Origin of the sequence: Paenibacillus sp. MABNR03 (genome assembly GCF_050455445.1) — a bacterium.
Classification (GTDB): Bacteria; Bacillota; Bacilli; order Paenibacillales; family Paenibacillaceae; genus Paenibacillus; species Paenibacillus xylanilyticus.
In genome coordinates this window covers 288,837-313,070 of sequence record NZ_JBCIYR010000003.1, presented here as the reverse complement: position 1 = coordinate 313,070, position 24,234 = coordinate 288,837, and the positions used below count along the sequence as shown (strand labels likewise).

Here is a 24,234-nt window from a genome sequence, read left to right as displayed (position 1 = left end):
TTTGCCATTCTGTACTAATGGTCTAGGATTGCTGTGCCGTATATTCGCTCTATTTTGCGCTCAACTGAATATTCAGAACGCGGTCATATGCTTCCTTGTAGGTGCTCAGCAGCTGATCTACGCCAAGATTGTTAATCTCCTCTACATATTTCTCCCAATCAGCCAGACTTCGGGAGCCAGTCACGAATTTGGCAAAGCTCTCATCACGGTGTTTTTTGATGGCCTGCCCGGTAATGGATATGATTTCATTTTCTGCCTCTGTAAACGCAGGTCTTGGCTGCATGGAGGAAGGATCATACTTCACTGCTTCTTCATAAGCGTGCTTCAGGGCATCCGAGAACAGCGACAAATGGGCATTAAAATCAATCCAGGTATAGGTGCCGCTGGTCTGAAGTCCCGTCTGCTTGCGCATTTCAATGACATCGTTATACTCCGGCTTGAACTTGATCGCATCTCCTTCCTTTACGTAGGTCTCGCCCTCTATGCCCCAACTGCTGAGCGTACGCCCTTCCTCGGAATAGAAAAAGTCCATGTACTTCACGACATCGTCAATGTTCTTGGAGGTGGAAGCTACCGTCAACCCGCCTTCCATATAATGAAAATACGGATTCAGCTGTTTGCCGCCGGAAATTCCGGCCGGAGGTGCCATGAACTGCATGTCGTACTCAGGGTTCTCCTGCTGCATGGCATTGTTAAAGAAATCAATCCGGCTGATATAATCGATGGTCACGAATGATTTGCCTGTAGAGACCATATCCTGCCACTGCTTTGTTTGCAGCGATAAGAAGTCGGGCGGAACCAAGCCTTCGTCATAGAAGCTTTTCCACATTCCCACCATCGTTTTATAGTTGTCTTCGGTCGGTCCATAGCGCCATTCTTTCTGGTCAAAATCATAGTAGGCACCCTCACCGGTTCCGTAGTTCACCGTCATATTCGCATTCATCTCATCCGGGATCTGCCCGTAGCGGATGGAGAGTGGGTAACTGTCCGGATATTTCTCCTTCAGCTTCTTCAGGGCCGCATGAAGCTCTTCGTAGGTATTTGGAACCTGAATTCCTTCCTTATCGAAAACGTCCTTGCGATACATCCAGATCATGCGGTTTGTCTCACCAAAGCCTTGATTGGGGAACATATACATCTTGCCGTCGGCGGAGAGGGCAGCCTTCGCTTCCTCGGGGTATTGTTTCATCCATTCCTGTAAGTTCGGCATGTTGTCCATATGCTCCATCAAGTCCACCAGCGCACCCTGCTGTCCAAACTTGTTCGATTCCTTGCGATTCGGCATGTACATCAGATCAGGCAGTGATTTGGAGGCAATCGCCAGGTTCAGGCTCTCATCCAGCTTGCCGGAGGGCGTCTGTACTTCAAGCGTGACGCCGGTCTTCTCCTTCAACCAGCCCCAAACGGGCCAGCTCTTGGAATAAGGAAACGTGGGATTGTTATCCAGCAGCGCCGTAAAAGTCTTTCCCGTTCCCTTGGAGTTATCCGTTACGCCCTTGCCCCCTTGAGCATCCGTCTGCGTGCCGGAACCGCTGCCGCCTCCACTGCACCCCGCTATCATCGTTACTGTAACCAGCAGGGGAAGTATTACCGATTTCCATTTGCCCATAAGCTTCTCTCCCTTAATCCGAATTTTCATTGAATTGCTTTGTTTTGCCAAATCTAGCCTTTGACCGCTCCAACCATGGCTCCCTTAACGAAATACTTCTGTACAAACGGATAGATGACCAGAATCGGCAGGGTTGAGACCATGATGGTCGCATATTTGAGTGATTCTTCCACCACCAGGTTATCTCCACCAATTGACGTGACATCGCCTGAGCTCGCCGTGCCGGCAAGCACCAGATTACGCAGCAGTACCTGCAGCGGGAACAAATCGGGAGACCTTAGATAGAGCAGCGGGAAAATAAAGTTATTCCACATACCCACGGCATAGAACAAGGCTATGGTGGCGAAGGACGCCTTGGACAGCGGAACGACAATCCGAATGAAGATGCCGATATCATTCAGGCCGTCCATACGGCCGGATTCCTCCAGCTCTTTGGGGATGCCCGAGAAAAACGTGCGCATCAGAATCAGGTTCCAAGTGCTGACCGCCCCTGGAAGAACCATTCCCCAGATGGTGTCCACCAGATTCAGGGAACGGACCACCAGGAAGGTCGGAATCATCCCCCCGCTGAAGAACATCGTAATGACAATCAGCACGGTGAAGCTATTGCGCAGCGCCATGTCTTTTCTGGACAACGCGTAGGCTCCCGTCGAGGTGACCACCAGCGAGATCAGTGTGCCAAGCACGGTGTAAAGGATCGTATTCCGGTAAGCCGTCCAGATCTGCGGATCTCCCAGCACCAGTTTATACATGCTCAGATTGAAGCCCTTGGGCCAGAAAGAAATATTGTTTTGGATGACGTTTACGTTGCTGCTGAGGGAGACCGCCAGCATATGAAGAAACGGATAGAGTGTGACCACCACAACCAGCAGCAGGATCAGGGATGCCACAACGTTAAACCAGGAAAATTGGAATGATTTCACGCCACACCTCTTTCTACCATAAACTGGTCTCGCTTAATCGGCGGCTGAGCCAGTTGGCCGTATAAATGAAAATCAGACTGATGACTCCCATGAACAAATCAATGGACGCACCATAGCTGAAGTTCCCCTGTACCATGCCCACCCTGTAGACATATGTGCTAATAATATCCGCCGTATCGTAGATTGCCGGATTCTGCATCAGAAAGACCTTCTCGAAACCAATCTCCAGCACTTTGCCAATATTCAGAATCAGCGTAATGACGATGGCGGGTGATATACCGGGCAGTGTGACATGCCAGATTTTGCGTAATCGGCTTGCTCCGTCCATATCAGCGGCCTCATACAGCTGCGGGTCGATGGTCGTCAGTGCAGCCAGATAAATAATGGTCTCCCAGCCGATATGCTGCCAGATTTCCGACAGAACATAGATGCCACGAAACAATCCTGGCTCATTCATAAAATTGATGGGGTCGATGCCGATCCCTGCCAGCAGATTGTTAATCAGTCCTCCGGTCGGAGACAGAAACATAATTACCATACTTGCCACAATCACATTCGAGATGAAATGCGGCAGATAACTGACCGTCTGCACAAAACGCTTAAATGCGGCCCTGCGCACCTCATTCAGCAGAATCGCGAGCAGGATCGGGGCCGGGAAGCCGAACACCAGCTTATACAGTCCCAACAGAAACGTATTCTTCATCAAGGGCCAAAAATCAGGATTCTCCAGAAACATCCGGTAATATTTGAATCCCACCCAATCACTGGCCCAAATTCCTTTGAACAGATTGTAATCCTTGAAGGTAATGACCAGCCCAAACATCGGAGCATAGCGGAAGATCAAATAATACAGGAGGCATGGCAGGAAGAGCAGCCATAGCGCCTTGTTCTTGTTCCAGATTCGGACCATCCGCGCCTTCCGCCGAGGTGGATGGTTCACTTTTTTTCGCAGTTTGTCTTGCATTAAGCCAGCATCAGCCATCAGCATGCCCCCTCTTTATTAGAGATGATTGCAAATCGACTTGAATGTCAGATAACTTCCCCTGAAGTTCCCGGGTTTGTCTCCGAATTATAACGATTAATCCTAGGAAAGCGCTATCTACATGTTATATAACTTTTCGCCTTTACTCCTATTTTCCAGATATCCGCGTATAAATCAGTAAAAGTGCATATTGTTTGTGTCAGCTTTATGCCGCTATGATAGGATTAGACCAAACGATTTTCGGCTGTATCCAAGGGGGAATGTCATGATGAAGGGACTGCTTACAAGCAAATTTGCGCTGAATGGCCTGTTTGCCAAGCTAATGCTGAGCTTTCTCAGTGTCATCCTGATTTTGGCTTCATTTAATTTGTTCTCCCATCTGTACTTGAGCAACAAAGTTTACCAGGAGATGGTCAGACAAAATGAATTGGGCCTTGCACAGACCGTCGAAGGATATGAGAACCACTTTCGGCTGACCCAGAACATGATTCTGGCCCTCACTCAATCGGACACCTGGACAGCCAATCTGGGCATTTTGAGCCACATTAAGGAGAATCGCCGTTACGATGTTCCCACAGAGGTCAAATCGGACCTCTCCACCCTGTATGCCAATCCATTTTTGCATATCGATAATTTCATCCTCTATTTCAAGCAAGAAGACTATGTACTGGAGAAGGAAGGTCTCAGCAGTGCCAGCGATATGTTCGGTAAATATTATTACAGTAAGGAATATCCACCGGACTACTGGAAAACTCAAACCATGAACAACCAGTTCCTCAAAGTAATGCCTGCGGCAGCTTTTACGGAAAACACCGTTCATTCTTCCCGCTCCCTCGGACAACTGCTGCCGGTCATGATGAAAGCCATTCCTTACGAGGACGTGTACGGCATCGTTATGCTGAATCCGCAGCGCATGCAGGACACCTATGGTGATGCCGGTAATAATCCGTTCTACATTCTGGACAATGAGGGGCGTCTGTTGTTCTCTACGTCAGAAGAGGAAATGCATAATCCTCCGCTTCCTGCAGAGGGAAGCAGACATGAACGCGTTGGGGATCAGTATTACTTCTATGAAAAAGGCAAGCAAACCGGGTTTACCTATGTCCAGGTAACCCAGGCCGCGGTCATTGGCGCGGAAATGCGCGGCATGCAGCTGCTGCTGGCGCTCCTGCTCGGAGCCGCTGTACTGATCAGCGTGCTCTCGTCCCTGTTTTTCAGCCTGCGATTAAATCAGCCGCTTCAGCGCCTCATTGCCGCTCTTGACCGAGATTCCGGCAGCGGGCCAGACAAGTTGAGCAGTGTAAAGGAATTCGCCATGATCGGTGACCGTTTGAGCTCTATTTTGGAGAATAACCGCTATATTCAAAGCGACCTTGCGCAAAAGAACTCTCTTGTACGCCAGTATGCTTATACCCATAAAGTGAAAAATATCCCGCTCAGCTCCTACCTGGCGGAGCTTGAGGATGTTCGGCAACCCGAGCAGCCCTATGTCTCCATTTTGTTTAAGGTTGGCTTCAAATCCCTGTCAGATGAATTCGGGCAGCATACCCTATTATTATGGAAGCTGATCCAGAGCCTGTTCAGCAGCAGCCAAAACAACAGTGTTGCCCTTCAGCCCGAGCAGGATCAGCTGTTACTGCTGATGTTCGATCCGGGTCCGCAGAGCGGTATACTACAGGCGCTGGATACACTGAAGGAATTGCTCGCTACCGAAGAATCCCTCTACCTGACCATCGCAGTGAGTCCAGTATATTCCGGAGAAATCCCGTTTACCGATGCGTACAGCAATCTGTCCATCCTGTTGAAAGAGCGGAGACTGAATGGGGAAACGCAGATTATTGTAGAGCCGCGCGCTTCCTCCTCCAATGCCTTCCATGTGAAGGTAACCTATGGGGAAGAGCTGCACAATCTGCTGCAATCAGGTAATGAGGAGGCCGTTTTCGCTTGGGTGGATCGCCAGCTGGAACAGCTGCAGCACAAGGATGCGGCTGCAGAGGACTTCCGCACCTTTGCTCTTGGCGCAGTGGAACAAATCGGCAAAACCGTGATGAAGCTGAATTTGAGTTCCATGGGGTCTGAGCTTCATCCTTCTCCACTGGGTGAGCCATTTGCGGGTTTTCATTCCGTGCAGCAGTACAGGCAATGGCTCCGGGAGCTCGTTCAACCAGTACTTGCGGCAGTCCGCAGTCAGTCGGAAACGCGCGATCCGGTCATCAGCTTTGTGCTGGACTATTTGGACCATCACTATGGGGAAGATATTAATTTGAATATCGTTGCCGACAAGTTGAATTTAACCCCGGGGTATCTCTCCAGTATTTTTAAGGAAAAAACCAACATCAACTTCAGCGAGTATCTGAATAATCTGCGGGTTGAACGGGCCAAGGAACTGCTTGTGAATGTGGAACTGCGGATTCAGGACATCGCCATGCAGGTCGGTTATCAAAATGCGAACTCGTTCATCCGTATGTTCAAGCGTCGATACGGGCTGACCCCCGGAGAGTATCGCAAGCGTCATGCGGGTGATGACCCGTTCTTCTCCTCCGGTCATGGCTAATCAAGCGCTAGAAAGAGAAGCTGGATGGTGCTCAATACACAAAAAGCCCGCTCGGACAGCGGGCTTGTTCATTATTTTTCTACATCAGAAATTTGGACAGATGCACATGAGCCATGGAGGGGATCCGGTGTTCTTCAGGAATATTTTCATAGAGAAGATGCCCTTTCCCCGCATCAGTCATTTGTCTGTACATGGCAGCAATACGGCCTTTGCTGTGATCAATAAAGCGGAAATCAATCTGCTTCAAAGAATCCATTTTTAATAAACCCGAAAAGTCTTCCGCCTTAATCCTTGTATGTATCTCCTTCAGTTCCAACATCTCTAGCTGCTCCGCAGTCCACAGGTTGTCGATCTCCTGTAATGATTTCATAAAATCCAATTCCAGCTGACGCAGGTTATGCATACTTGAAAAGTCACACAGACGCTCGACTTTGGGCAGTGACAGGTGCAGAAAATCCAAACGCTGTAATGCGCTCAGCTCATCAATATCGGTCAGGTTCCGTACAGACGACAATCTCAGCATGCGGATGTTTGAGTCAGCGAGCACATCCAGTGGTCCATTTAATGCGCAATTATCGATGGCCAGGTATTCGATGAACGGCAGATCCACAACAAAGTTCAGCGTCTCGATGTTGCAGTTTAACACCAATGTACTCAGCCGAATACAGTCCTCAATCGGAGCCAAATCATCAAATTTCCCGCTAAGAGAGAGGTACTGCAGCTGTTTGTAGTTCCGGATGAACTCCAGACATTGCGTTTTGGCTGCCCGTATATTCAGAAATTCCATTCCTTGCAGCGCACCAAGTACATTCAAATCCTGTTTCTGTTTCAGATCCAATTCCAGAGCCCTAACATATTTCAATCCCGCAAGCATCTTCAAAAACTCTTCCGTGTAACGTCCCTTCTCCTCCACATTCGTAATCTTCAGGATCAGATCAGGTCGTTTGGAAAACACCCGCTCGTCCAAGTCCACTACATCGTCCATTCCATCTGCTCCGACTACAAACGAAACGGTAGCCCGATTCCGCAGCTGCTTCACCGCATTGTCCATTTTCTCCGCGTTCCAGGGAACGCCGCCCATCGATGCAGTCCAAGGTTCACTCATCTCGGATCCCCTCCATCTGGTTTTCCTGTAATTGTAAATGAAGAAGACCGGCATGAGAAGTGCGATTTACCCTACATAAACAGAGTTCGTAAGCGTCTCTTCTCATTTGCTGCTCGCCCATCTATTATAGATATAAGCGTTTGAACAGACTGGAGGATACGCAGCATGCAATTTGCCAAACGAATGAACCATTTTAATGAAGGCATATTTACCCGATTATCTGAAATTAAGAGACAACGTCTGGAACAGGGATTGGGCGTCATCGATCTTAGCGTAGGCGCACCCAACACCCCGCCAGCGCAACATATTATTCAGGCTTTATGTGAGGCTGCAGCAGATGTACAGAATTATACGTATGCCATCAATGACCAGAGTGAGCTGCTGAAGGCTGTCAGTGAGTGGTATCAACGCAGGTACAATGTCGATCTGGACCCCAAAACCGAAGTATGCTCCCTGCTTGGCTCACAGGAGGGTCTGGCACATATCTCATTATCCATCGTGGATGAAGGCGATCTTGTCCTTGTTCCGGATCCCTGTTATCCGGTTTTCGCGGACGGGCCGCTTCTGGCGGGAGCAGAGCTGTATTACATGCCTCAAAAGGAAGAACATCATTATGTCATTCAGCTGGAAGAGATACCCGAGGACATAGCGCAGAGAGCCAAATTCATGCTGGTCTCCTATCCCAACAATCCAACAACAGCAATGGCACCGGAGCAGTTCTACCTGGACCTGATCGCGTTTGCCAAAAAACATGACATCATCGTCCTCCATGACAATGCGTACAGCGAGCTCGTGTTCGACGGGAAATCATGCGGAAGTTTTCTTGCCTTCCCTGGTGCCATGGATGTCGGTGTAGAATTCAACTCGCTGTCCAAAACCTACGGGCTCGCCGGGGCTCGAATCGGATTTTGCATGGGCAACGCAGCGATCGTATCCATGTTGAAAAAGCTGAAATCCAACATGGATTACGGCATGTTTCTCCCGATTCAGAAGGCAGCAATTGCTGCCATTACAGGTGATCAGAGTGATGTTGAACGGGTGCGGGCAATCTATGAGGAACGGCGGGACATTCTGTGCGAAGGATTCAGCAGACTCGGATGGGATATAACGAAGCCTGATGCCACGATGTTTATCTGGACACGGATTCCCGCTCATTATGACAGTTCCGAGCAATTTGCCATGGATCTGGTTAGCCGGGCGGGCGTCATCGTTACGCCTGGAAGTGCATTTGGTCCTTCAGGTGAAGGATATGTCAGACTTGCACTGGTGCAGGATAATGAGCATCTTCACCGAGCAGTGACGTCAGTTGGAGACAGTGGGATTCTCATCGCAATCTAGGATAAGTGAATAACGCGAGCTGCAACCGATTGGATTAGGAGCATGCTCGCGTTTTTTAGTTGGATATAATAGTTAAAATTCATCCACTGGATTAGGTATGAAGGAACCGAGTTGAACCGTTCGGCATCATCTGAAAATGGCTGCAGCCTTCCTTTCATTTCAGTTCCATCCATCTCTGCATAATCACATGGCCCAATTGTTTGTAAGCCTGCCGCAAATGCCGGTAGAACGTTGCACGGCTCATATGTAAAGCTTCTGCCAACTCGGTCTTGCGATAGTTATTATGCAAGTAGCTTTCTCTAAGTATGCGTTGCCCCAGTGCAGTAAGCGGATCGGTTGGCTGATCAGCATAAAGGATACTCACAACCAACTCCCGTACCATTACTCCTCCGCATCCCATTGCTTTTAAGGTAGCCATCTCTTCAAGAAGCGTATCATCATATATATGTTGAAGCATTTGTCTGACTTCATTCCAGGACAAGACACGAGGTACCTCCTGAGCGATGAAGCCTGAAGTCTGGACTTTTTGTCGAAGAATACGCCGAACCCAGACCTCAAAGGACGCCTGCCTGAAATCCAGTTCCCATATGTGCATATCATCCCAAGCATTAGGTTGAGCTGTCATCGTCAGCTCTTCAAATCCCAAATGAGGCAGTAGTGTGTTTAGCTGTCTGTCCGCAGTGGGGATTATTGAACGAAGCCCGTTCATCGCATCAATTAGCCAGGATTGAAACAGCATGCCACCTAGTTCCTCAGGGCGATAAGAAGCCTGTTCTACGTCTACCGCAGCTAGCAGTATGCATATCGTATCAGCTGCTTCAGGGGGGAGACTGCGTGCCAAGTGGATTGCCTCACCCAACATTTTCATTTCATTAGGGGCATATTGCTCCAATATAGACACCGTTTTGGCATGCAGCCAAAGTCCAGCACAGAATGCCAAAGGCACCCTGTCTGCATTCCGTATAACCCGTATGCCCTCTGGCACATGCTTGGCGATATCATCCAATAATGAGGAATACTGTCCGTTCTCGATAAGCTCCGATTGCCAATCCGAACGTGATAGTGATGCTGCGAGAAATCGTTGCAGGTAAGGAAGGTCATCAGACTCAAACACCATCTGCTGTTCCTGTTCCCGCTGACGTGCAATTGAGAAATCCGCATAAGAATGGGCGGTAGGCAATTGTTCACGGTACAGCTCCAACGTGTGAGCCGCAATCTGCATTTGCAGCAGCTTGTTGACGGAAGGGTATCGCTCCGCAAGCAATTCCAGTGCCCGTGAACGCATCAACTGATAATGGCCGGGATCGCGCGTCTTGTAATCCTCCCTTAACATCCGGGACACCAGTTGGTGCAGAAAAAGACCTCCGGCTCCTGGGCGGACACAGGATAACGTACTCAATGCCATGTAATCTACTGCACTAAGAGGATGATCCAACAACTGATTCAACATCGTCTGATCCGCTGCCGGAAACAGCGACAGCATCTGCAAAGCCTCGTACATATAGGGAGAGGTCGCTTCCTTGAGTATCTCTGCGCTCAAAATGCGGGGAAGCTGATGCTCGTACTCCTCTCGCTCCCTCCCCTTACGGCGCAGCATATCCACTGTCAGCGCAAGCAGCAGTGGGTGCCCATCTATTTTATGTACGATATCCTTCTGTACTTGAAGTGGCAAACCGCTTGATTGAACATATTCGTGAACTTCCTGACGGGTAAGAAGCTCCAGAGAAAATGAATGAATGCGATTGACCCATAAAGGATTTGTATTCCACTGAACGGGCAGCCCTGCCCGGGAAGCCACAATAAGCAAGAATTCGCTTGCTGCAAGCAGGGGAAGCAGCCTGGATAACAGCCAGCTATCAATCCGATCTATCTTTTCACAATTATCGATTACCACTACGGTGCGTTGATGGGTCAACTCTGCAACAACATGTGCAAGAAGTGGGGTATCTGCCGGACGTGTTCGGCCATACTCCGTCTCCAAACTCATCTCCACATGAGACAGGAAAGCACCTGGAGTCTGTAGGCAGATTTGTCCGTCCAACCACAACGTAACTGTTGAACATCGCCTGGCCTCTGCCGCCATCTCCGTGAGCAGTGTCGTCTTGCCAATACCTCCAATTCCCGAAATCGAAAAAATTTGCGATTCGACATTAAACGAAGCAAGCCAATTGGTCAACATCTGCAATTCCTGAGCAAAACCGACAATGTATGGCGCAGGCAGATTTTTGTTCTCTGATTTTGGATTCATGCAGACACTACTTTCCGTTTCAATTTTGAGACAATAACGAGACAGCATGTTACTTTAAATATATTATACTAGTTTTTGATTGACACAGATTGTCACGATTCTACAATTCTTGTCGGTTACAACTAAATTTTATTACTGGATACTAAAGGGGAAGTGAAATTTAATGAAGAAAAGCTTAACCGTGATGAAAATCCTGCTTGCCATCATCATAATTGCGGGACATATGGGAGTGTACACCTCTGTGAATGCAGAAGGAAAACATGACGGGCCAACTGACATCCCTCCTGTTGAGAACGGCTGGGTCCAGGTATCTACCAGAGAGCAGCTCGTATATATCAACCAAAATCAGGAACTTTATCTGACGGAAAACATTCGCCTGGCCGCGGATATCGACCTGTCGGGGATAAACTGGATTCCTTTTGGCGGCAACGATTACGCGCCGTTCAGTGGGACATTGGACGGACAGGGTCATTGGATCACAGGCTTGGCCATAGACGACGACACCCGACTATTGAACGGCTTCTTGGGGGAGGCCAAGGGTCACATTCAAAATATTAACCTGAAGGTAAATATAAAAGGGGGCACCTATACAGGTGGACTTGTTGGCCACCAATCCGGAGGAAGCATTGATTATGTTTATACCGAAGGAACCATTATAAGCGGGCAGTTCTCTAATGATGTCAGCATTGGAGGCGGCATCGTAGGAGTACTGAACAATGCACTTCTGTCTCATTCTTCCTCTGCTGCTTCCATCAGTATAAGCGAATCTTACAACTTACATGGAGGTGGACTTGTAGGTTCCCTGAGTACGAGTAGCATCAGCGAATCTTACTTTACCGGAAATCTAAGTAACGATCCTGTCGAAAACTTTCCCCTCTCCCATGTGTATGCTGGAGGAATTGTAGGTTATCAGTTAAGCACGTCAGATCAACGGAATGTAGTTAAAAATACTTATTCGACTGGCGAAATCTCTACGCTGAATCCCAGATCTTACTCTGGATGGGGTGCGATCGGTGGATATGTGTACAAAACAAACATAACGGATACATACTACGACACAATGACAACGGGTATGAGTGTGGGAGCAAGTGATCCATATCAGAGCACAGTAGAGATCTATGGGAAAACAACAGGAGAAATGAAGCAGCAGGCTACTTATACAGGATGGGATTTTACAGATACCTGGAACATTCATCCTGCGATCAACAACGGTTATCCTTATCTGCGCCCCAAAATCCTGACAACCGAACTGCCGCAGGCGGTTCGGAATGAATCCTATTCTACCGCTCTGGCGGGCTATGACGGAGCGCGTGCAGGACTTACCTGGACTGCCTCCGGACTTCCCCAAGGATTAAGCTTAAGCCCTTCCGGTGAGCTGGAAGGGACACCGACACAATCTGGCACGTACACCGTAAACTTCTCGCTGTCGGATGGCGGAACAGCCACAATTGAACGCTCTATGCAGCTTGTCGTTGTAACGAAGGCTCCAGGAATTGCGGATGTATCGGTTCAGCCCGGACTGGAAGTAGGAGCAACAAGCATTACAGTAGCTCCTATACAAGAAGGTCATACCTTTGCCTACGTGTTAAACCCTAAGGGAACTAATCCTCCATTGGTTGGGGATGCGTTGCCCGAGGATGCAGTACCCTATATTTCCGGTACCGATATTCCTGCCGCAAGTCCAGGGCAGGTTGTGATCCTTTTTGAAGTGACAGACGATGAAAATAAGGGAGACTATCGCATTCAGGCGTGGCAGCGCTTCGTGCTGGAGCAAAAGCATATTCGCCAGTTCGTCCCTGTCAGTGGTATTCATCTGGAGCCATCCAGACTGGATCTGAACTCAGGTGGATCTTCGGCTAAATTGATCGCTGTCTTTGATCCGAAAGACGCGACCAACCAGACACTCTACTGGAGCACCAGCGATGAGTCTATCGCCACCGTTGACGAGGACGGGGTGGTTCAGCCTGTGGCTGAAGGTACGGCTATTATTACGGTTACATCCGAAGATGGCTCCCTTACGGCAACGGCAACCATCACTGTATTTTCCCAGGTGGGAACCGTTACTGGCTCTGTATATGGTACAGCAATGACACCACTGGAGGGTGCCTCCGTTTCTGGGGATAGTATTCGTGTACTAACAGACAGTCAGGGACGTTTTAAGCTGGATCAGGTTCCTGTCGGTACCCGAACTCTCATCATAAGCGCAGAGGGCTATGAAGCCGCAGAACATAGCGTAGACGTACTGGCAGAGCAGACCGTGGATACGGGCAAGATTACGTTAAATCCCATTGCAGTCCAGCAGCCTGAGCCTGAACCGTCACCCGTCCCTCTTCCATCATCACCATCTTCAGGATCTGGATCAACATCCGCTTCCTCAAGTACTCCGGCGCCAGTCGCAAATTCAACTGCAGCCAAGCTGGAAGTTAACGGACTGGATATGCAGGTAAAAGCTTTGACAGAGACCGCTCCTGACGGTCAGGCCGCGATTCGACTCCAGCCTGATGCGGCTCTTCTTGTGCAAGCATTCGACAGTGCAAGGTCAGGAATGCTGATTCGCTTCGATACGGAATTACCTGTCGTTTTCCTTGAACTGCCGGGAGAATTACTGCGAAGTATGCTGCAGAAGGAAGCAGGATCTAGCGTAACCTTTGAAGTCAATGGCGGAAGCTATGAGCTGCCCCTCCTTACGTTACCCTCACTGGCTGATGACATGACGGTTACTCTAGGGATTGGAAAATCCTCTCCCGGCACGGTCAGCACTCTGATTACTGCCGCGACAGAGCAGGGCTTTGAACTTATAGGCAGCCCCATGGATTTCATCCTTTACATCGATGGGAAGCAGGTAGAGGGCTTCAATAACGGATATAGCAAACGGACCCTTCAACTTCCTTGGCAGGTTGATCCCGATAAAACAACAGCCGTGTGGATTGATACAGGGCATCAGATGCACTTTGCTCCTTCCCTGTTTACAAATGACGCCCAGCAGGTTCGAGCAATCATTGCTACACCTCATAACAGCACATTTGCAGTTCTCTCTTCAAATCATGTCTTTGCGGACTTGAAGGATCACTGGGCACGGTCAGACGTCGAAAGGCTTGCGAACAAATTCATTGTCGAGGGTGTAAACAATGAAACTTTTGCGTCAGAGAAACAGGTTACACGTGCCGAATTCACGGCATTGCTTGTCCGTTCCATGGGGTTGCCTGAGCAACAGACAGCATCCGTATTTACCGATATCACATCAGAGCAATGGTATGCTGGAGCCGTAGGCACTGCACAGGCTGCAGGTTTAATCAACGGTTTTAGTGATGGATTGTTTAGACCGGATGCATCGATTACCCGTGAACAGATGGCCGCAGTCATCGCGCGTGCATTGGAGTTTGCAGGGATCACGTCTCAGCCGAACATTGATACACTGGCTGGGCTAGCCGATCAAGCAACTCTCTCAGAGTGGGCTTCCGGACCTGTGTCCATTTTAAAGGAAGCCGGCTTGATGGAAGGTACTCCAGCCCACATGTTTTCTCCTAAAGATATGGCGACCCGAGCTCAGGCGGCGAGTGTATTGAACCGAATGCTGCAATATTTGAAGTTTATTGACTCCTATCCAAGCGATCAATAAATAAACACCAAAAAAGCCCGCTGCATCAGCGGGCTTTTTTGCTGCTTTCAATCGTATTTCGCGACTGAAATTCGTTTTTACTTCATCGTTCTGCGCCAGTTAGAGCGGTACATTAAATAAAGGAAGTATGGTGTTCCAATGAGTGCAATAAGTATTCCTGATGGAATCTCTGTCGGTGCCATGACCGTTCTGCCGATCGTATCAGCCAGCACCAGCATAACTGCACCGGCGAGTGCGGACAAAAACATCGATCGTCTTAACTTATGTCCCGTTAGCAGCCGAACCATATGTGGTGCAATCAGGCCGATAAACCCGACGGTCCCGACGCAAGCGACAGCACCCGCTGCAAGTAGGACACCTGTGGTCATGGCCAGCAATCTTGTACGGCGTACACCCAGTCCAAGTCCTGAGGCACTATTGTCGTCGAATACCAACAGTTCGAATCGGCGAGCCAACCACCAGGCCACCGGAACCAGAATAACTAAGAATATGCCGATAGTCTTCACCTGTTCCCAGGTACGGGCATAGGTACTTCCGGTCAGCCAAATATATCCGCTGCTGCCGTAAACCGCACCACGGACAATCAGAATCTGAATACCTGCGCCAGCGATAGCGGACATCGCGATCCCCAGCAACACTACCGCAGAAGGGTTTAGCCCTTTCTTCCACGAAAGGGAGAATACAATTATTGCAGCAACGGCTGCTCCGATGATTGCCGCTATCGGCAGCAGATAAATTGGAAGACCTGGCCACAAAATGATGACCATCATTGCTCCAAGTCCTGCGCCAGAGGACACACCGACAATTGAAGCATCGGCCAGTGGATTCCGTACTGCCATCTGAATAAGAACACCACTGATCGCCAGTGCTGCGCCTGCGCCTGCAGCAACAAGCGTACGCGGAATTCGAAGCTGAACGATCCCGGAGAACAGCCCATCCGAACGGAATAGACTCGGCAGCAGATCAGCCAGTGGAATTCGCATACCACCAAACATTGTACTAAGCAAAATTAGTGCTACGGTTATAACCGAAAATAATACTGCCATTGGGCCAAATGCAAAGCGACGCGAAGGTTCTCCCGTGCTCATTGAAGATGACATGCCCCCGTTCGCTGCCTTCATGCGCGTGAGAACAAGCCAGATCAGCCACGGCGCACCTATAATTGCCATTACGGCCCCTGTCGGCAGCTCCATGCTGGAGTTATGTACCATCTTGGCGAGTACATCTGCACCAACCAGGAGAGCCGCTCCCCAGATAAAAACACCAGGTAACAGCAATCGGTTGGAACGTACTCCACTCAACCGGACCAGATGGGGTGCTACCAGACCCACGAAACCGATTGGCCCGATGACACTGACGATCACTGCTGCCAGCAATACCGCGATGATCAAACCACCGGCACGAGCGAGTCCAACCTTTTGCCCCAATGAGGACGCCGTTGATTCATCCAGCTCCAGCATATCCCACTGTCTGGACAAAATTAACGCCAGAATGGTTATGCCGACCACCCAAGGCCAAGCATAAGCGACACCGCTCCAGTCATTCTGGACGAGTGTTCCGGAACCCCATAGAAACAGTCCCTGCGTCTCCATGGAGAAGAAAATATGCAGTGCGCTTGTAAAGGAACCAAGCACCATTGATATAATCATACCCGACAATGCCAGTCGAACCGGGCTTGATTTCCGTCCGCCGCCCATGAAATAAGCTGCGAATGCAGCCAGCAAACCACCCAGAGCAGCAAATAAAAAAGGAGATTGACTCAGCAAGCCCGGAAAGAGAATGGCTCCCAGCACCACGATAAAATAGGCTCCTGCATTAATGCCCAGCGTGTCTGACGCAGCCAGTGGATTACGGGTAATCGTTTGCAGCAGTGCTCCAGCAACAGCCAGTGCACCTCCTGCAATAATACCGATCACCGTACGTGGCATTCGCAGATCCCAGATCATATTGTGCTCTAATATATCCTGTCTTCCCGTTAGTGCATCCCAAACGGTGTGCAATGGTATGGCTGCCTCACCATAACAAAGGCTTACAAAAAAAAGCACGATGAGAGCGGATAAACCGCCCCCATATATGCTTATTGTGCGCCAGTTCATAGCTGGCCTAGTTCCCTGAATCGAACTCATTTGGTAATCGCCTCTACAACCCCATCAACCAACACTTTGGAGGAAATCGGTCCACCAAATGTCCATGTTGTGCTATCCAGTTGATATATGCGGTTTTCCTTTACAAAATTCAATCCGTTCCAAACCGAGTTATCTTTCATGGCTGTGCCAAAAACGTCATCGTCCGGCTGTGTAATATAAATGAAGTTGCTGTCCTGTACATCGGATAAGGATTCAATCCCCACTGTGGAGAAACCGTATCCTTCCAGCTTTTCCGGCTGCCAATCGTTAACCAGGCCGATCTTGTCCAGTGTGCCAATAACGACGGAGTTATCGGTAAACATGCGCAGGCTGGCCGCATTTTGATACGTGAATGCTTGTGTCAGAGCAAAGTGGAAATCTTCTTTACCGGCAGCTGCCAGTTTTTCTTTCGCTTCTACATAATGCTGATCAAGTTCATCCAATACTTGCTTTGCCTTGTCCTCTTTGCCAAGGGCAATCGCGATGTTATTAAAAATCTCAGTCATCTTGTCATAATTATAGCCGTCGCCATCGTAAGGATCGAATTCCATCGTTGGTGCAATCGCATTAAGTTGATCATAGACCGCATTATTGTTATCCGCATTAGCGATGATGAGGTCAGGCTTCAAGGCAGCAATAGCTTCCAGATTCGGCTCACTCCGTGTTCCGATATCCGTTACGCTGTCATCCAAACCTGCTTCGGATGTTACATAGACTTTATAGTTGGCATTGTCTGCATTACCTACTGGTTGAACGCCCAGTGCAACCACATCTTCGGTATATGTCCATTCCAATGTAACAACACGCTCTGCCGGCTTGTCCAGCGTAAGCTCCCCGCGTTTGTGCTTAACCGTTACAGGACCAGCTGCTGCTTCTGTTTGTGAGCTGTCAGAGGCTGTACCTTCACCTGCATCCGAAGATGCTCCGTTCGAAGTAGTGCTTGCAGAACCGCATCCTGCTAATGTAAGAGCAAAAACCAACAATAATAGAAGTCCGTTCAAGCTTTTTTTCATGTACTGTAATCTCCCCTGTTTGTATGTATTGATCTGATAATAATTATCATTATCACCTTTTTGGATTATGCGACAGAAATCACATTTTGTCAATTAAAAAGCGATAATGCGTTGGCATTTAGTTATGTCCTTGGGTATCCATCTGGGTGAACCAAAAAAAGAGCCCAGGTTCTGCCCTGGACTCTTCTTGAAACAGCTATTTCAGTTCCATCGTGGTAATGCACGTATTATCCTGTTCATAGGTCGAAAGCTGAGATTCAGCGACCTTCCCATCATGTACGACCCGAATCAGGTATGTGCGGTTCCTCGGTACCCACAGGTCCATAAACCCGTTCTTTCCGGTCTTCATCGGTTCATCCTTCATATAGGTATTGCCTTCGGAATCATGGAGCGTGACCTGGAACTCCTCGTTCTTCATCTCGCCCTGACAACCGGTCAAGCTATGGATGGCACAGGGATGAGTCTGCTCCACATACGGTGCGATGGAAAGAAAGAACTCCTCATCAGGCAGATTATAGGTTGTCGTTTGATCATCCTTACCGGTTACAACCAACTGGGTAGCATTAATCGAGGCCGATTTTGTCTCGACTTTGCCCGTACTGATATCGTATACAAGCTCCTTGACATTGGTTGATCCAGGAGAACCTGCTTCTTTGGTTAGCACATTGTCAGCAATCAGATATATTCCTAAGCCAACCACTATAATAAATAAGGCAGCAATAAGTATCCCTTTTCTCAACTGGAGTTCATCTCCTCGTCCGTTTTGGTTTATTATAATGGAGAATGCCACGCCGTGGGCTATATACACCATTAAAGTCACCAGATTTTCACATATTTGTCTTGTAGCAAAAAAAATCAGCTTCATATTAGAAATATTATTGATAAGCAAAGGAGGGTGTGTAATGCATAAATCTGCTTCCGAATCAGACACAGATCGAAGAATTTACAAATCCAAACAGGCGCTAAAGGGTTCCTTGCTGGAATGGATGTCACGCAAACCGCTGGATAGCATTACCATTACCGATATTGTCAAATCTGCCGATTTGAATCGCAGTACATTTTACAAACATTATGTATACAAAGAAGACTTGCTGCGTGAGATTTTGACCGATGTGATCAATGACCTGATCGCCGCCTACCGGGCTCCTTATGAGCATTACCATGATTTTGAGATCAAGGATTTGAACGCTTCGGCCATCAAAATCTTCGACCATGTTCTTGTCAATTCCAGCTTTTATACCTTGCTTATTCATTCCCATATGCCTATGGGATTTCGGGACACTCTCTATGAAACGCTCATTACCCTGTATCTGCAGGACTTAACGGATATATCTCCAGATCCCAGGATCGACAAGGAACTCCTTGCCTGCTATCAGGCTAATGCCGTTCTGGGTCTTATTACGGGCTGGGTACAGAGCAATTTCAAATACAGTTCCACTTACATGGCTGAGCAGCTATTGGAATTTACTCGTATGAATCGCTCGAATGAGGTTTACCGCTCGAATCTGGCCCTGGCCCATGATCATAAACCAGGCTTGCCCATATAAAAAAGGTACCAGCTCTCATTCAACATGAGAGTGGTACCTCCGAATAGCTGCCATATTATCATGTAGTCTAGTTGCTAATCCAGCCCCCATCGACGGGGAGCTCAACGCCTGTAATAAATTTCGATTCATCTGAAGCCAGGAACAGATAGGCATTCGCGATGTCCATGGATTCTCCGGCATGCGGAGGCAAAGGCGCGAGATTTTTGTAATGCTCACCCATCTCCACTTGTGACTTGATGCCTGCTTTTTCCACCATGCCAGTAAATACAGCACCTGGATGTACAGAGTTAACCCGGATGTTGTCTTTCGCAAACCACTGTGCACCATGTTTGGTCAGTGAACGTACGGAGCCTTTGGAAGCACTATAGGCTGCGCCCTGCGCGTCTGCAATTCCGCCAATAATGGCAGCGATGGATGATGTATTAACAATAGAGCCTTGTCCATTCTTTTGCATGTAAGGAATAACGGCTTTCATACCTAGCCATACCCCTGTGCCATTTATGGACATGACCTTCTCCCAATCTTCCAGCTCGGCCTCCAAAATCCCCTTCGCTATATGAATTCCGGCATTGTTGACCAAAATATCTATTTTTCCGTATTTCGCTACTGTTTCTTTCACAACCGCGTTCCACGACTCGGGACTCGACACATCAAGCTTAAGCGCGATGGCTTCTCCGCCACTTGCCACGATGTGCTGCACCTGCTCTTCCAGAGCTTCAATAGCCACATCAGTAGCGACAACCTTAGCCCCTTCTCTGGCAAACAATTGAGCCCCTGCCAATCCCATGCCGCTCGCCGCACCTGTTATAATTGCAACTTTTCCAGTTAATCTGCCCATTTCATATCATCCTTTCCTATTTGAAGATGAACGCCTAATGAAGGCATCCAACTAGTAGACCCCTTTAGTATACGGATGAAATGAAAGCTCTTTCAATCAGCAAATGGGCAGGCTTTTGTGGGATAACCAATAGATAGATAGGGATCTGTTTACTTCCTAGATGATAATCCACAATATGGACGAGATATGTTGTTTTGACATCCAATCTACGAATATTGGTCTGAAGGGCGCGGGTACAGGACTAGCGAATGTGTTCTTTCTTCAAAAAGACCAGTCCATGTGGGCATACAGGCATATTCCTTTCTAACGATTTTCGTTTAAACTTCCAATCCATTCCTATATAATCATTATAAATTCTGGAAACCGTAGTGAACATCCGATTTATTACATCCAGCCAGACTGAACCTGTTCGCCAAGCGGATCATGTAGGAGGAATATACATTGAAATGGCTCCGTGTACATAAGGAAGACCATGATATCAGGAAAACCATAGACTGGAACGGTTACCTCCCTAAACATATTGCGATTATGATGGATGGAAATGGGCGCTGGGCTACGAGACGAGGACTCCCCCGAAGTGCCGGGCATTATGCGGGAATGCAGACGATGCGTGAAACGATCAGCATGTGCCACCGGAACGGAATCGCCTCTCTCACCCTTTATGCATTTTCAACGGAAAATTGGAAAAGACCCAAAGAGGAAGTTGACTATATCATTAATCTGGTCATTGAATTTGTAGAGGATGCTACCGTTCTCGAATTGAATCAAAATAATATCAAGGTCGCATTCATTGGCGATATATCCAAGTTCCCCCTTGATACACAGGAAGCCATGCGTAAAGTGGTTGATCTAACCCAAGCCAATAGCGGAATGACCGTCTACTTCGCCATGAACTATGGTGGAAAAAGCGATATTGTTCAAGCCATCAAACTGTGTGTGGAAGAACACAATGATGTCTCGAAGATCTCGGAAGCAGAATTTGAAAAGTTTCTATACACAGGCCACAATCCTGCCCCCGATTTGCTGATCCGAACAAGTGGAGAGAAACGTTTAAGCAACTTTTTGTTATGGCAGGCTGCCTACGCTGAGTTGTGGTTTACGGATGTGATGTGGCCGGACTTCAACGAGCAACTGTTATATGCAGCTATCCATGACTATCAACAACGCAAGCTGCGAGCATTAGACGCTTAGGACAAGTACACCTAGAGAAATGTATTCGATCATGAACTCAGACGAGCCATTAGCCATGGCTTGATTAAGGAGAGAAAGGTAGTCGGCTGCTTCGCTTGGGTGTGGTCTATGCCCTCTCCTCTGATCATTTCAACGTCCAATCCGAGGCTCTCAAGCATTCTGCTTATACCTATGCAGCTATCCAGCAGTATCCACGGTCACATTTCCAAACTCTTTACCATATCCTATGGTATCTTTCTCACCTGTAAAAGCAATCGTGGGATACTCATCTGTTCTTGAGATTATTATCCCAGCTGACCCCTTCCGGGCATTTCTGCTCCGAGTTTATTGAGGCTTGTCCTGTTCTTGTCCTTCTTGGTTCAAGTTCAATTCCCCATGTTGCTACAAGCACCCTGATTCTCTTACCCAGACTTTGGGAGCTTGGCTTCGGAAACGGAGAGAGCAGCGGCGAAGTCCTTTAGTTTCATCGTCCCGCTGCTCTCCAGCCCCCAATAATTCAGACTACCATTCGGAATAAATAGACTTATTGACTGGATAAAAGACATAAACTTTTATTTTATAATGACATAAACTATATTGAGAATGGAATTAAGGAGTCAGTTTTAGAATTGTCACAGTGGTATTTAAATTGTTATGCAACTGTACAGGAGTTGCATTCGCATTTACCAGCTGGATCGTCGTTGGAACGGTTGTCACCGTAATAATAACTTCTGCAGATATGGGTCCTCCTCCATTACCGGTGAATGGCACTGGTGTAATGGGGGTTCCATTCACTGTAAGGTTGAAATCAGCATTGCCCTGATTATGAATTGAAAAAGAGATAAAGTAACTTCCTGTTTCATTGATTGTTATCGTTGAGGATGGCGGCACGAAGGTAAATGCACCTCCAACATTAGACAAAACCCCGGTTAAAGTTATTGGTGCGTTTCCTGGAACTGTGTCAGTACCTGTGCCGGGATCTGCCCGAAAAACACTAAGGAAATCGGATATTCCAGCCCCTGCTGGACCGGCAGGCCCTGTTGCTCCAGCTGGACCGGCTGGGCCTACTGCACCTGCAGGGCCAACAGGGCCAACAGGGCCTACTGCACCTGCAGGGCCAACAGGGCCAACAGGGCCTACTGCACCTGCGGGGCCAGCAGGGCCTACTGCACCTGCAGGGCCAGCAGGACCAACTGGACCTTGTATACCAGGAATTCCTTGCGGTCCGATCGGCCCCGGTATCCCTTGAGCTCCTGTCGCCCCTTTGGGACCTATCGGTCCTAGTGGGCCAGGAATCCCTGGAGCACCTTGCGGTGCATTAACAATAACTTTAGGTTTAACCTTTACCACTTTTACCTTAACACCACAATGCAAATGTTTTTTAAATTTACGTCTACAAATTTGTTTCCCATGACGATTTATCAATCAACTCACCTCCGTGATATTTCTCCACATACTATGTGTAACAATCACTGGAGGCATAGACAACTAACTATATTTCAGAAAATCATAGTGCCCATTATGAGAAAGATATCCATATTAAACTTCTGCTAGACATCTCATCCTTCCGCTGTTCTATGTCCAACTCCCTGGCTTTTTAGTCATTCTTCAAATACTACTTTGGGATTAAAAATCCGGATCAAGAACGCAGAGATAGCCCGCACCATATGGTGCGGGCTATCGTTTTTTATACTTGTTTGCTTTTCGTTGCCCTGCCTGCCTTCCAATATGCAAGCAGCCCAGAAGCACAGAAGGCCAGGAGCAAACCTATACAGGTATGCAGTACATTCAGTGTGCCGTCTTCCATGAAGGACGGGATTTCCAGAAGACTTGCCGATTCGCTTAAGGCGAATGATTTTACAGACAAAATCCCGAAATACAGGCCGCCTATAGCGCCACCAATCAGTGCTGCGTAAAAAGAAGCCCTCCTTCTCATATTGACGGCATAGATTGCAGGCTCCGGCACGCCCAAAAGGGCAGTTCCTGCTGCCCAAAAAGCCAGTTTTCTGAACTCGGGCTCTCTGCTGCGCAGCCCGGCAGCCAGTGCCGCCCCTGCCTGAGCTATGTAGGCAACAAGCATAGCAGGAATAATAACGGAGAACCCGTTAACCATTAATTCATTAAGGATCAGGGGAAAGAGCCAATAATGTAATCCGGCAAGCAGCATTAATGCAAATACTGCTCCAAGCAGCATCACAGCTACAACCGGCGCATCACCAAGCAAGGAATTGACGGCAACCGGCATCCGCTTGTCAATCCATGCACCAATTGGACCAAGCACCATCAGAACCAATGGAACGAAGATTCCGAACGTTAACGCTGGAGCAAAAATTCCCTTCAGCCCCTTAGGGCTGATTCGTTCAACGACTCTTTCTACATAGGACGCCGCCAAGATCGTCATAATTATCCAGAGGGTCGCAGAGAAAAAGGCAGCCTGCGAAACCATTGGTACACCCATAAATTGAACTTCCTCTTCACCCGACAGGATATAGCTTATTTGCGGGTGAAACATCAATCCGCCGATGGCGGCAGCAACATACATATTGCTCTTTAACCGATACGCCGTACTCACAGCTACCAGGATCGGCAGCAGATAAAAAGCACTGTCTCCAATGGATTTGAATATCATATACGTCTGACTCTGCAGCAATGATGAGAGGTCCGAAGAGTTGTAAATGTTAATCAAAGCAATGAAGGCCAGCACGATCTTCAAGACTGCGGCTCCCAGAATGGCAGGCATTAACGGTTTGAACACCTCAGATATGAAATGTAAGATTGACAATGACTTTTGGTATGTACGCTTTGTTTCCCGTTGTGGGTGATCATGTGATATCTCTCCTGTGCCCATGTCCCTTAACAGACGATAATAATCGGAGGAATCATCTCTAAGGGTCAAGAAACATTCTCCACCTGTTATACGAATTGTTGCATCAAGATCAGTGGCAGCAGGAACCGACATATCCACTTTTCTGCTATCTTCCAAGATCATTCTCGTCACTTGGTCTTCCTGCGTGACCTGCTTTATGTTTTCCTTTCCACCTGCGAGTTTTAAGATCTCTTTCATTTTCCTGTCCATCATATGTACCTTCTCCTTATGCTGCGGTAACCCGAGTTTTAAAATGTGCCCTTATCTATATACCCATTTCCATGAACAAACTTCAA

At 48.2% G+C, this 24,234-nt stretch carries 16 protein-coding genes; 5 read left to right on the top strand and 11 right to left on the bottom strand.

What is annotated here, in order from left to right; translation table 11 throughout:
* Positions 1-49: 49 nt before the first annotated feature.
* From AAIH57_RS16625 to AAIH57_RS16615, 3 genes are read right to left on the bottom strand one after another with little or no spacing between them, the layout of a single operon-like run.
* Complete coding sequence (locus AAIH57_RS16625; protein WP_430022427.1) at positions 50-1,609, bottom strand: extracellular solute-binding protein; 1,560 nt, start codon at positions 1,607-1,609, stop codon at positions 50-52.
* A gap of 53 nt (positions 1,610-1,662) precedes the next feature.
* Complete coding sequence (locus tag AAIH57_RS16620) at positions 1,663-2,532, bottom strand: carbohydrate ABC transporter permease (protein ID WP_260871059.1); 870 nt, start codon at positions 2,530-2,532, stop codon at positions 1,663-1,665.
* A gap of 13 nt (positions 2,533-2,545) precedes the next feature.
* Complete coding sequence (locus AAIH57_RS16615; protein WP_246311009.1) at positions 2,546-3,442, bottom strand: ABC transporter permease; 897 nt, start codon at positions 3,440-3,442, stop codon at positions 2,546-2,548.
* A gap of 337 nt (positions 3,443-3,779) precedes the next feature.
* Between AAIH57_RS16615 and AAIH57_RS16610 the strand changes: the two genes are divergently transcribed.
* On the top strand, positions 3,780-6,068 hold the full coding sequence (locus AAIH57_RS16610; protein ID WP_430022426.1) for a helix-turn-helix transcriptional regulator: 2,289 nt from the start codon (positions 3,780-3,782) through the stop codon (positions 6,066-6,068).
* Between the two features lie 79 nt (positions 6,069-6,147).
* Here the strand turns inward: AAIH57_RS16610 and AAIH57_RS16605 are convergent, their stop codons facing one another.
* Positions 6,148-7,173 (bottom strand): hypothetical protein, encoded by a 1,026-nt coding sequence (locus tag AAIH57_RS16605; protein WP_430022425.1) that lies wholly within the window; start codon positions 7,171-7,173, stop codon positions 6,148-6,150.
* Positions 7,174-7,338: 165 nt separating this feature from the next.
* On the opposite strand from AAIH57_RS16605, the gene AAIH57_RS16600 reads away from it, so the two are divergent.
* Positions 7,339-8,511: an aminotransferase class I/II-fold pyridoxal phosphate-dependent enzyme gene (locus AAIH57_RS16600; RefSeq protein WP_430022424.1), complete on the top strand. Its 1,173-nt coding sequence runs from the start codon at positions 7,339-7,341 to the stop codon at positions 8,509-8,511.
* Positions 8,512-8,665: 154 nt separating this feature from the next.
* Here AAIH57_RS16600 and AAIH57_RS16595 read toward each other — a convergent pair whose 3' ends face one another.
* Complete coding sequence (locus AAIH57_RS16595; protein ID WP_430022423.1) at positions 8,666-10,759, bottom strand: bacterio-opsin activator; 2,094 nt, start codon at positions 10,757-10,759, stop codon at positions 8,666-8,668.
* 163 nt (positions 10,760-10,922) lie between these two features.
* Between AAIH57_RS16595 and AAIH57_RS16590 the strand changes: the two genes are divergently transcribed.
* The gene (locus tag AAIH57_RS16590) at positions 10,923-14,378 is read left to right on the top strand and encodes an S-layer homology domain-containing protein (protein WP_430022422.1); all 3,456 of its coding nucleotides are present in this window, start codon (positions 10,923-10,925) and stop codon (positions 14,376-14,378) included.
* A 77-nt stretch (positions 14,379-14,455) separates the two neighbouring features.
* Here AAIH57_RS16590 and AAIH57_RS16585 read toward each other — a convergent pair whose 3' ends face one another.
* From AAIH57_RS16585 to AAIH57_RS16575, 3 genes are all read right to left on the bottom strand, one after another.
* Complete coding sequence (locus AAIH57_RS16585) at positions 14,456-16,504, bottom strand: iron ABC transporter permease (protein WP_430022421.1); 2,049 nt, start codon at positions 16,502-16,504, stop codon at positions 14,456-14,458.
* Positions 16,501-17,517: an ABC transporter substrate-binding protein gene (locus AAIH57_RS16580; protein ID WP_175397385.1), complete on the bottom strand. Its 1,017-nt coding sequence runs from the start codon at positions 17,515-17,517 to the stop codon at positions 16,501-16,503. Before AAIH57_RS16580 ends, AAIH57_RS16585 begins: the two co-directional genes overlap by 4 nt.
* A gap of 196 nt (positions 17,518-17,713) precedes the next feature.
* Positions 17,714-18,256 (bottom strand): CueP family metal-binding protein, encoded by a 543-nt coding sequence (locus AAIH57_RS16575; RefSeq protein WP_175397384.1) that lies wholly within the window; start codon positions 18,254-18,256, stop codon positions 17,714-17,716.
* Between the two features lie 163 nt (positions 18,257-18,419).
* On the opposite strand from AAIH57_RS16575, the gene AAIH57_RS16570 reads away from it, so the two are divergent.
* Positions 18,420-19,064: a TetR/AcrR family transcriptional regulator gene (locus AAIH57_RS16570; protein WP_175397383.1), complete on the top strand. Its 645-nt coding sequence runs from the start codon at positions 18,420-18,422 to the stop codon at positions 19,062-19,064.
* Positions 19,065-19,131: 67 nt separating this feature from the next.
* Here AAIH57_RS16570 and AAIH57_RS16565 read toward each other — a convergent pair whose 3' ends face one another.
* Positions 19,132-19,902: an SDR family NAD(P)-dependent oxidoreductase gene (locus AAIH57_RS16565; protein WP_175397382.1), complete on the bottom strand. Its 771-nt coding sequence runs from the start codon at positions 19,900-19,902 to the stop codon at positions 19,132-19,134.
* A gap of 441 nt (positions 19,903-20,343) precedes the next feature.
* On the opposite strand from AAIH57_RS16565, the gene AAIH57_RS16560 reads away from it, so the two are divergent.
* Entirely contained in the window at positions 20,344-21,093 is a 750-nt protein-coding gene (locus tag AAIH57_RS16560) for an isoprenyl transferase (RefSeq protein WP_430022420.1), read from the top strand.
* 588 nt (positions 21,094-21,681) lie between these two features.
* On the opposite strand, the gene AAIH57_RS16555 is transcribed toward AAIH57_RS16560, so the two are convergent.
* Together AAIH57_RS16555 and AAIH57_RS16550 are read right to left on the bottom strand one after the other, a co-directional pair.
* Positions 21,682-22,422, bottom strand: coding sequence for a collagen-like protein (locus AAIH57_RS16555; RefSeq protein ID WP_430022419.1), 741 nt, complete (start codon positions 22,420-22,422; stop codon positions 21,682-21,684).
* A 337-nt stretch (positions 22,423-22,759) separates the two neighbouring features.
* Positions 22,760-24,151 carry a PTS transporter subunit EIIC gene (locus tag AAIH57_RS16550; RefSeq protein WP_430022418.1) on the bottom strand — a complete coding sequence of 464 codons (1,392 nt, stop codon included), beginning with the start codon at positions 24,149-24,151 and terminating at the stop codon, positions 22,760-22,762.
* Positions 24,152-24,234 lie beyond the last annotated feature (83 nt).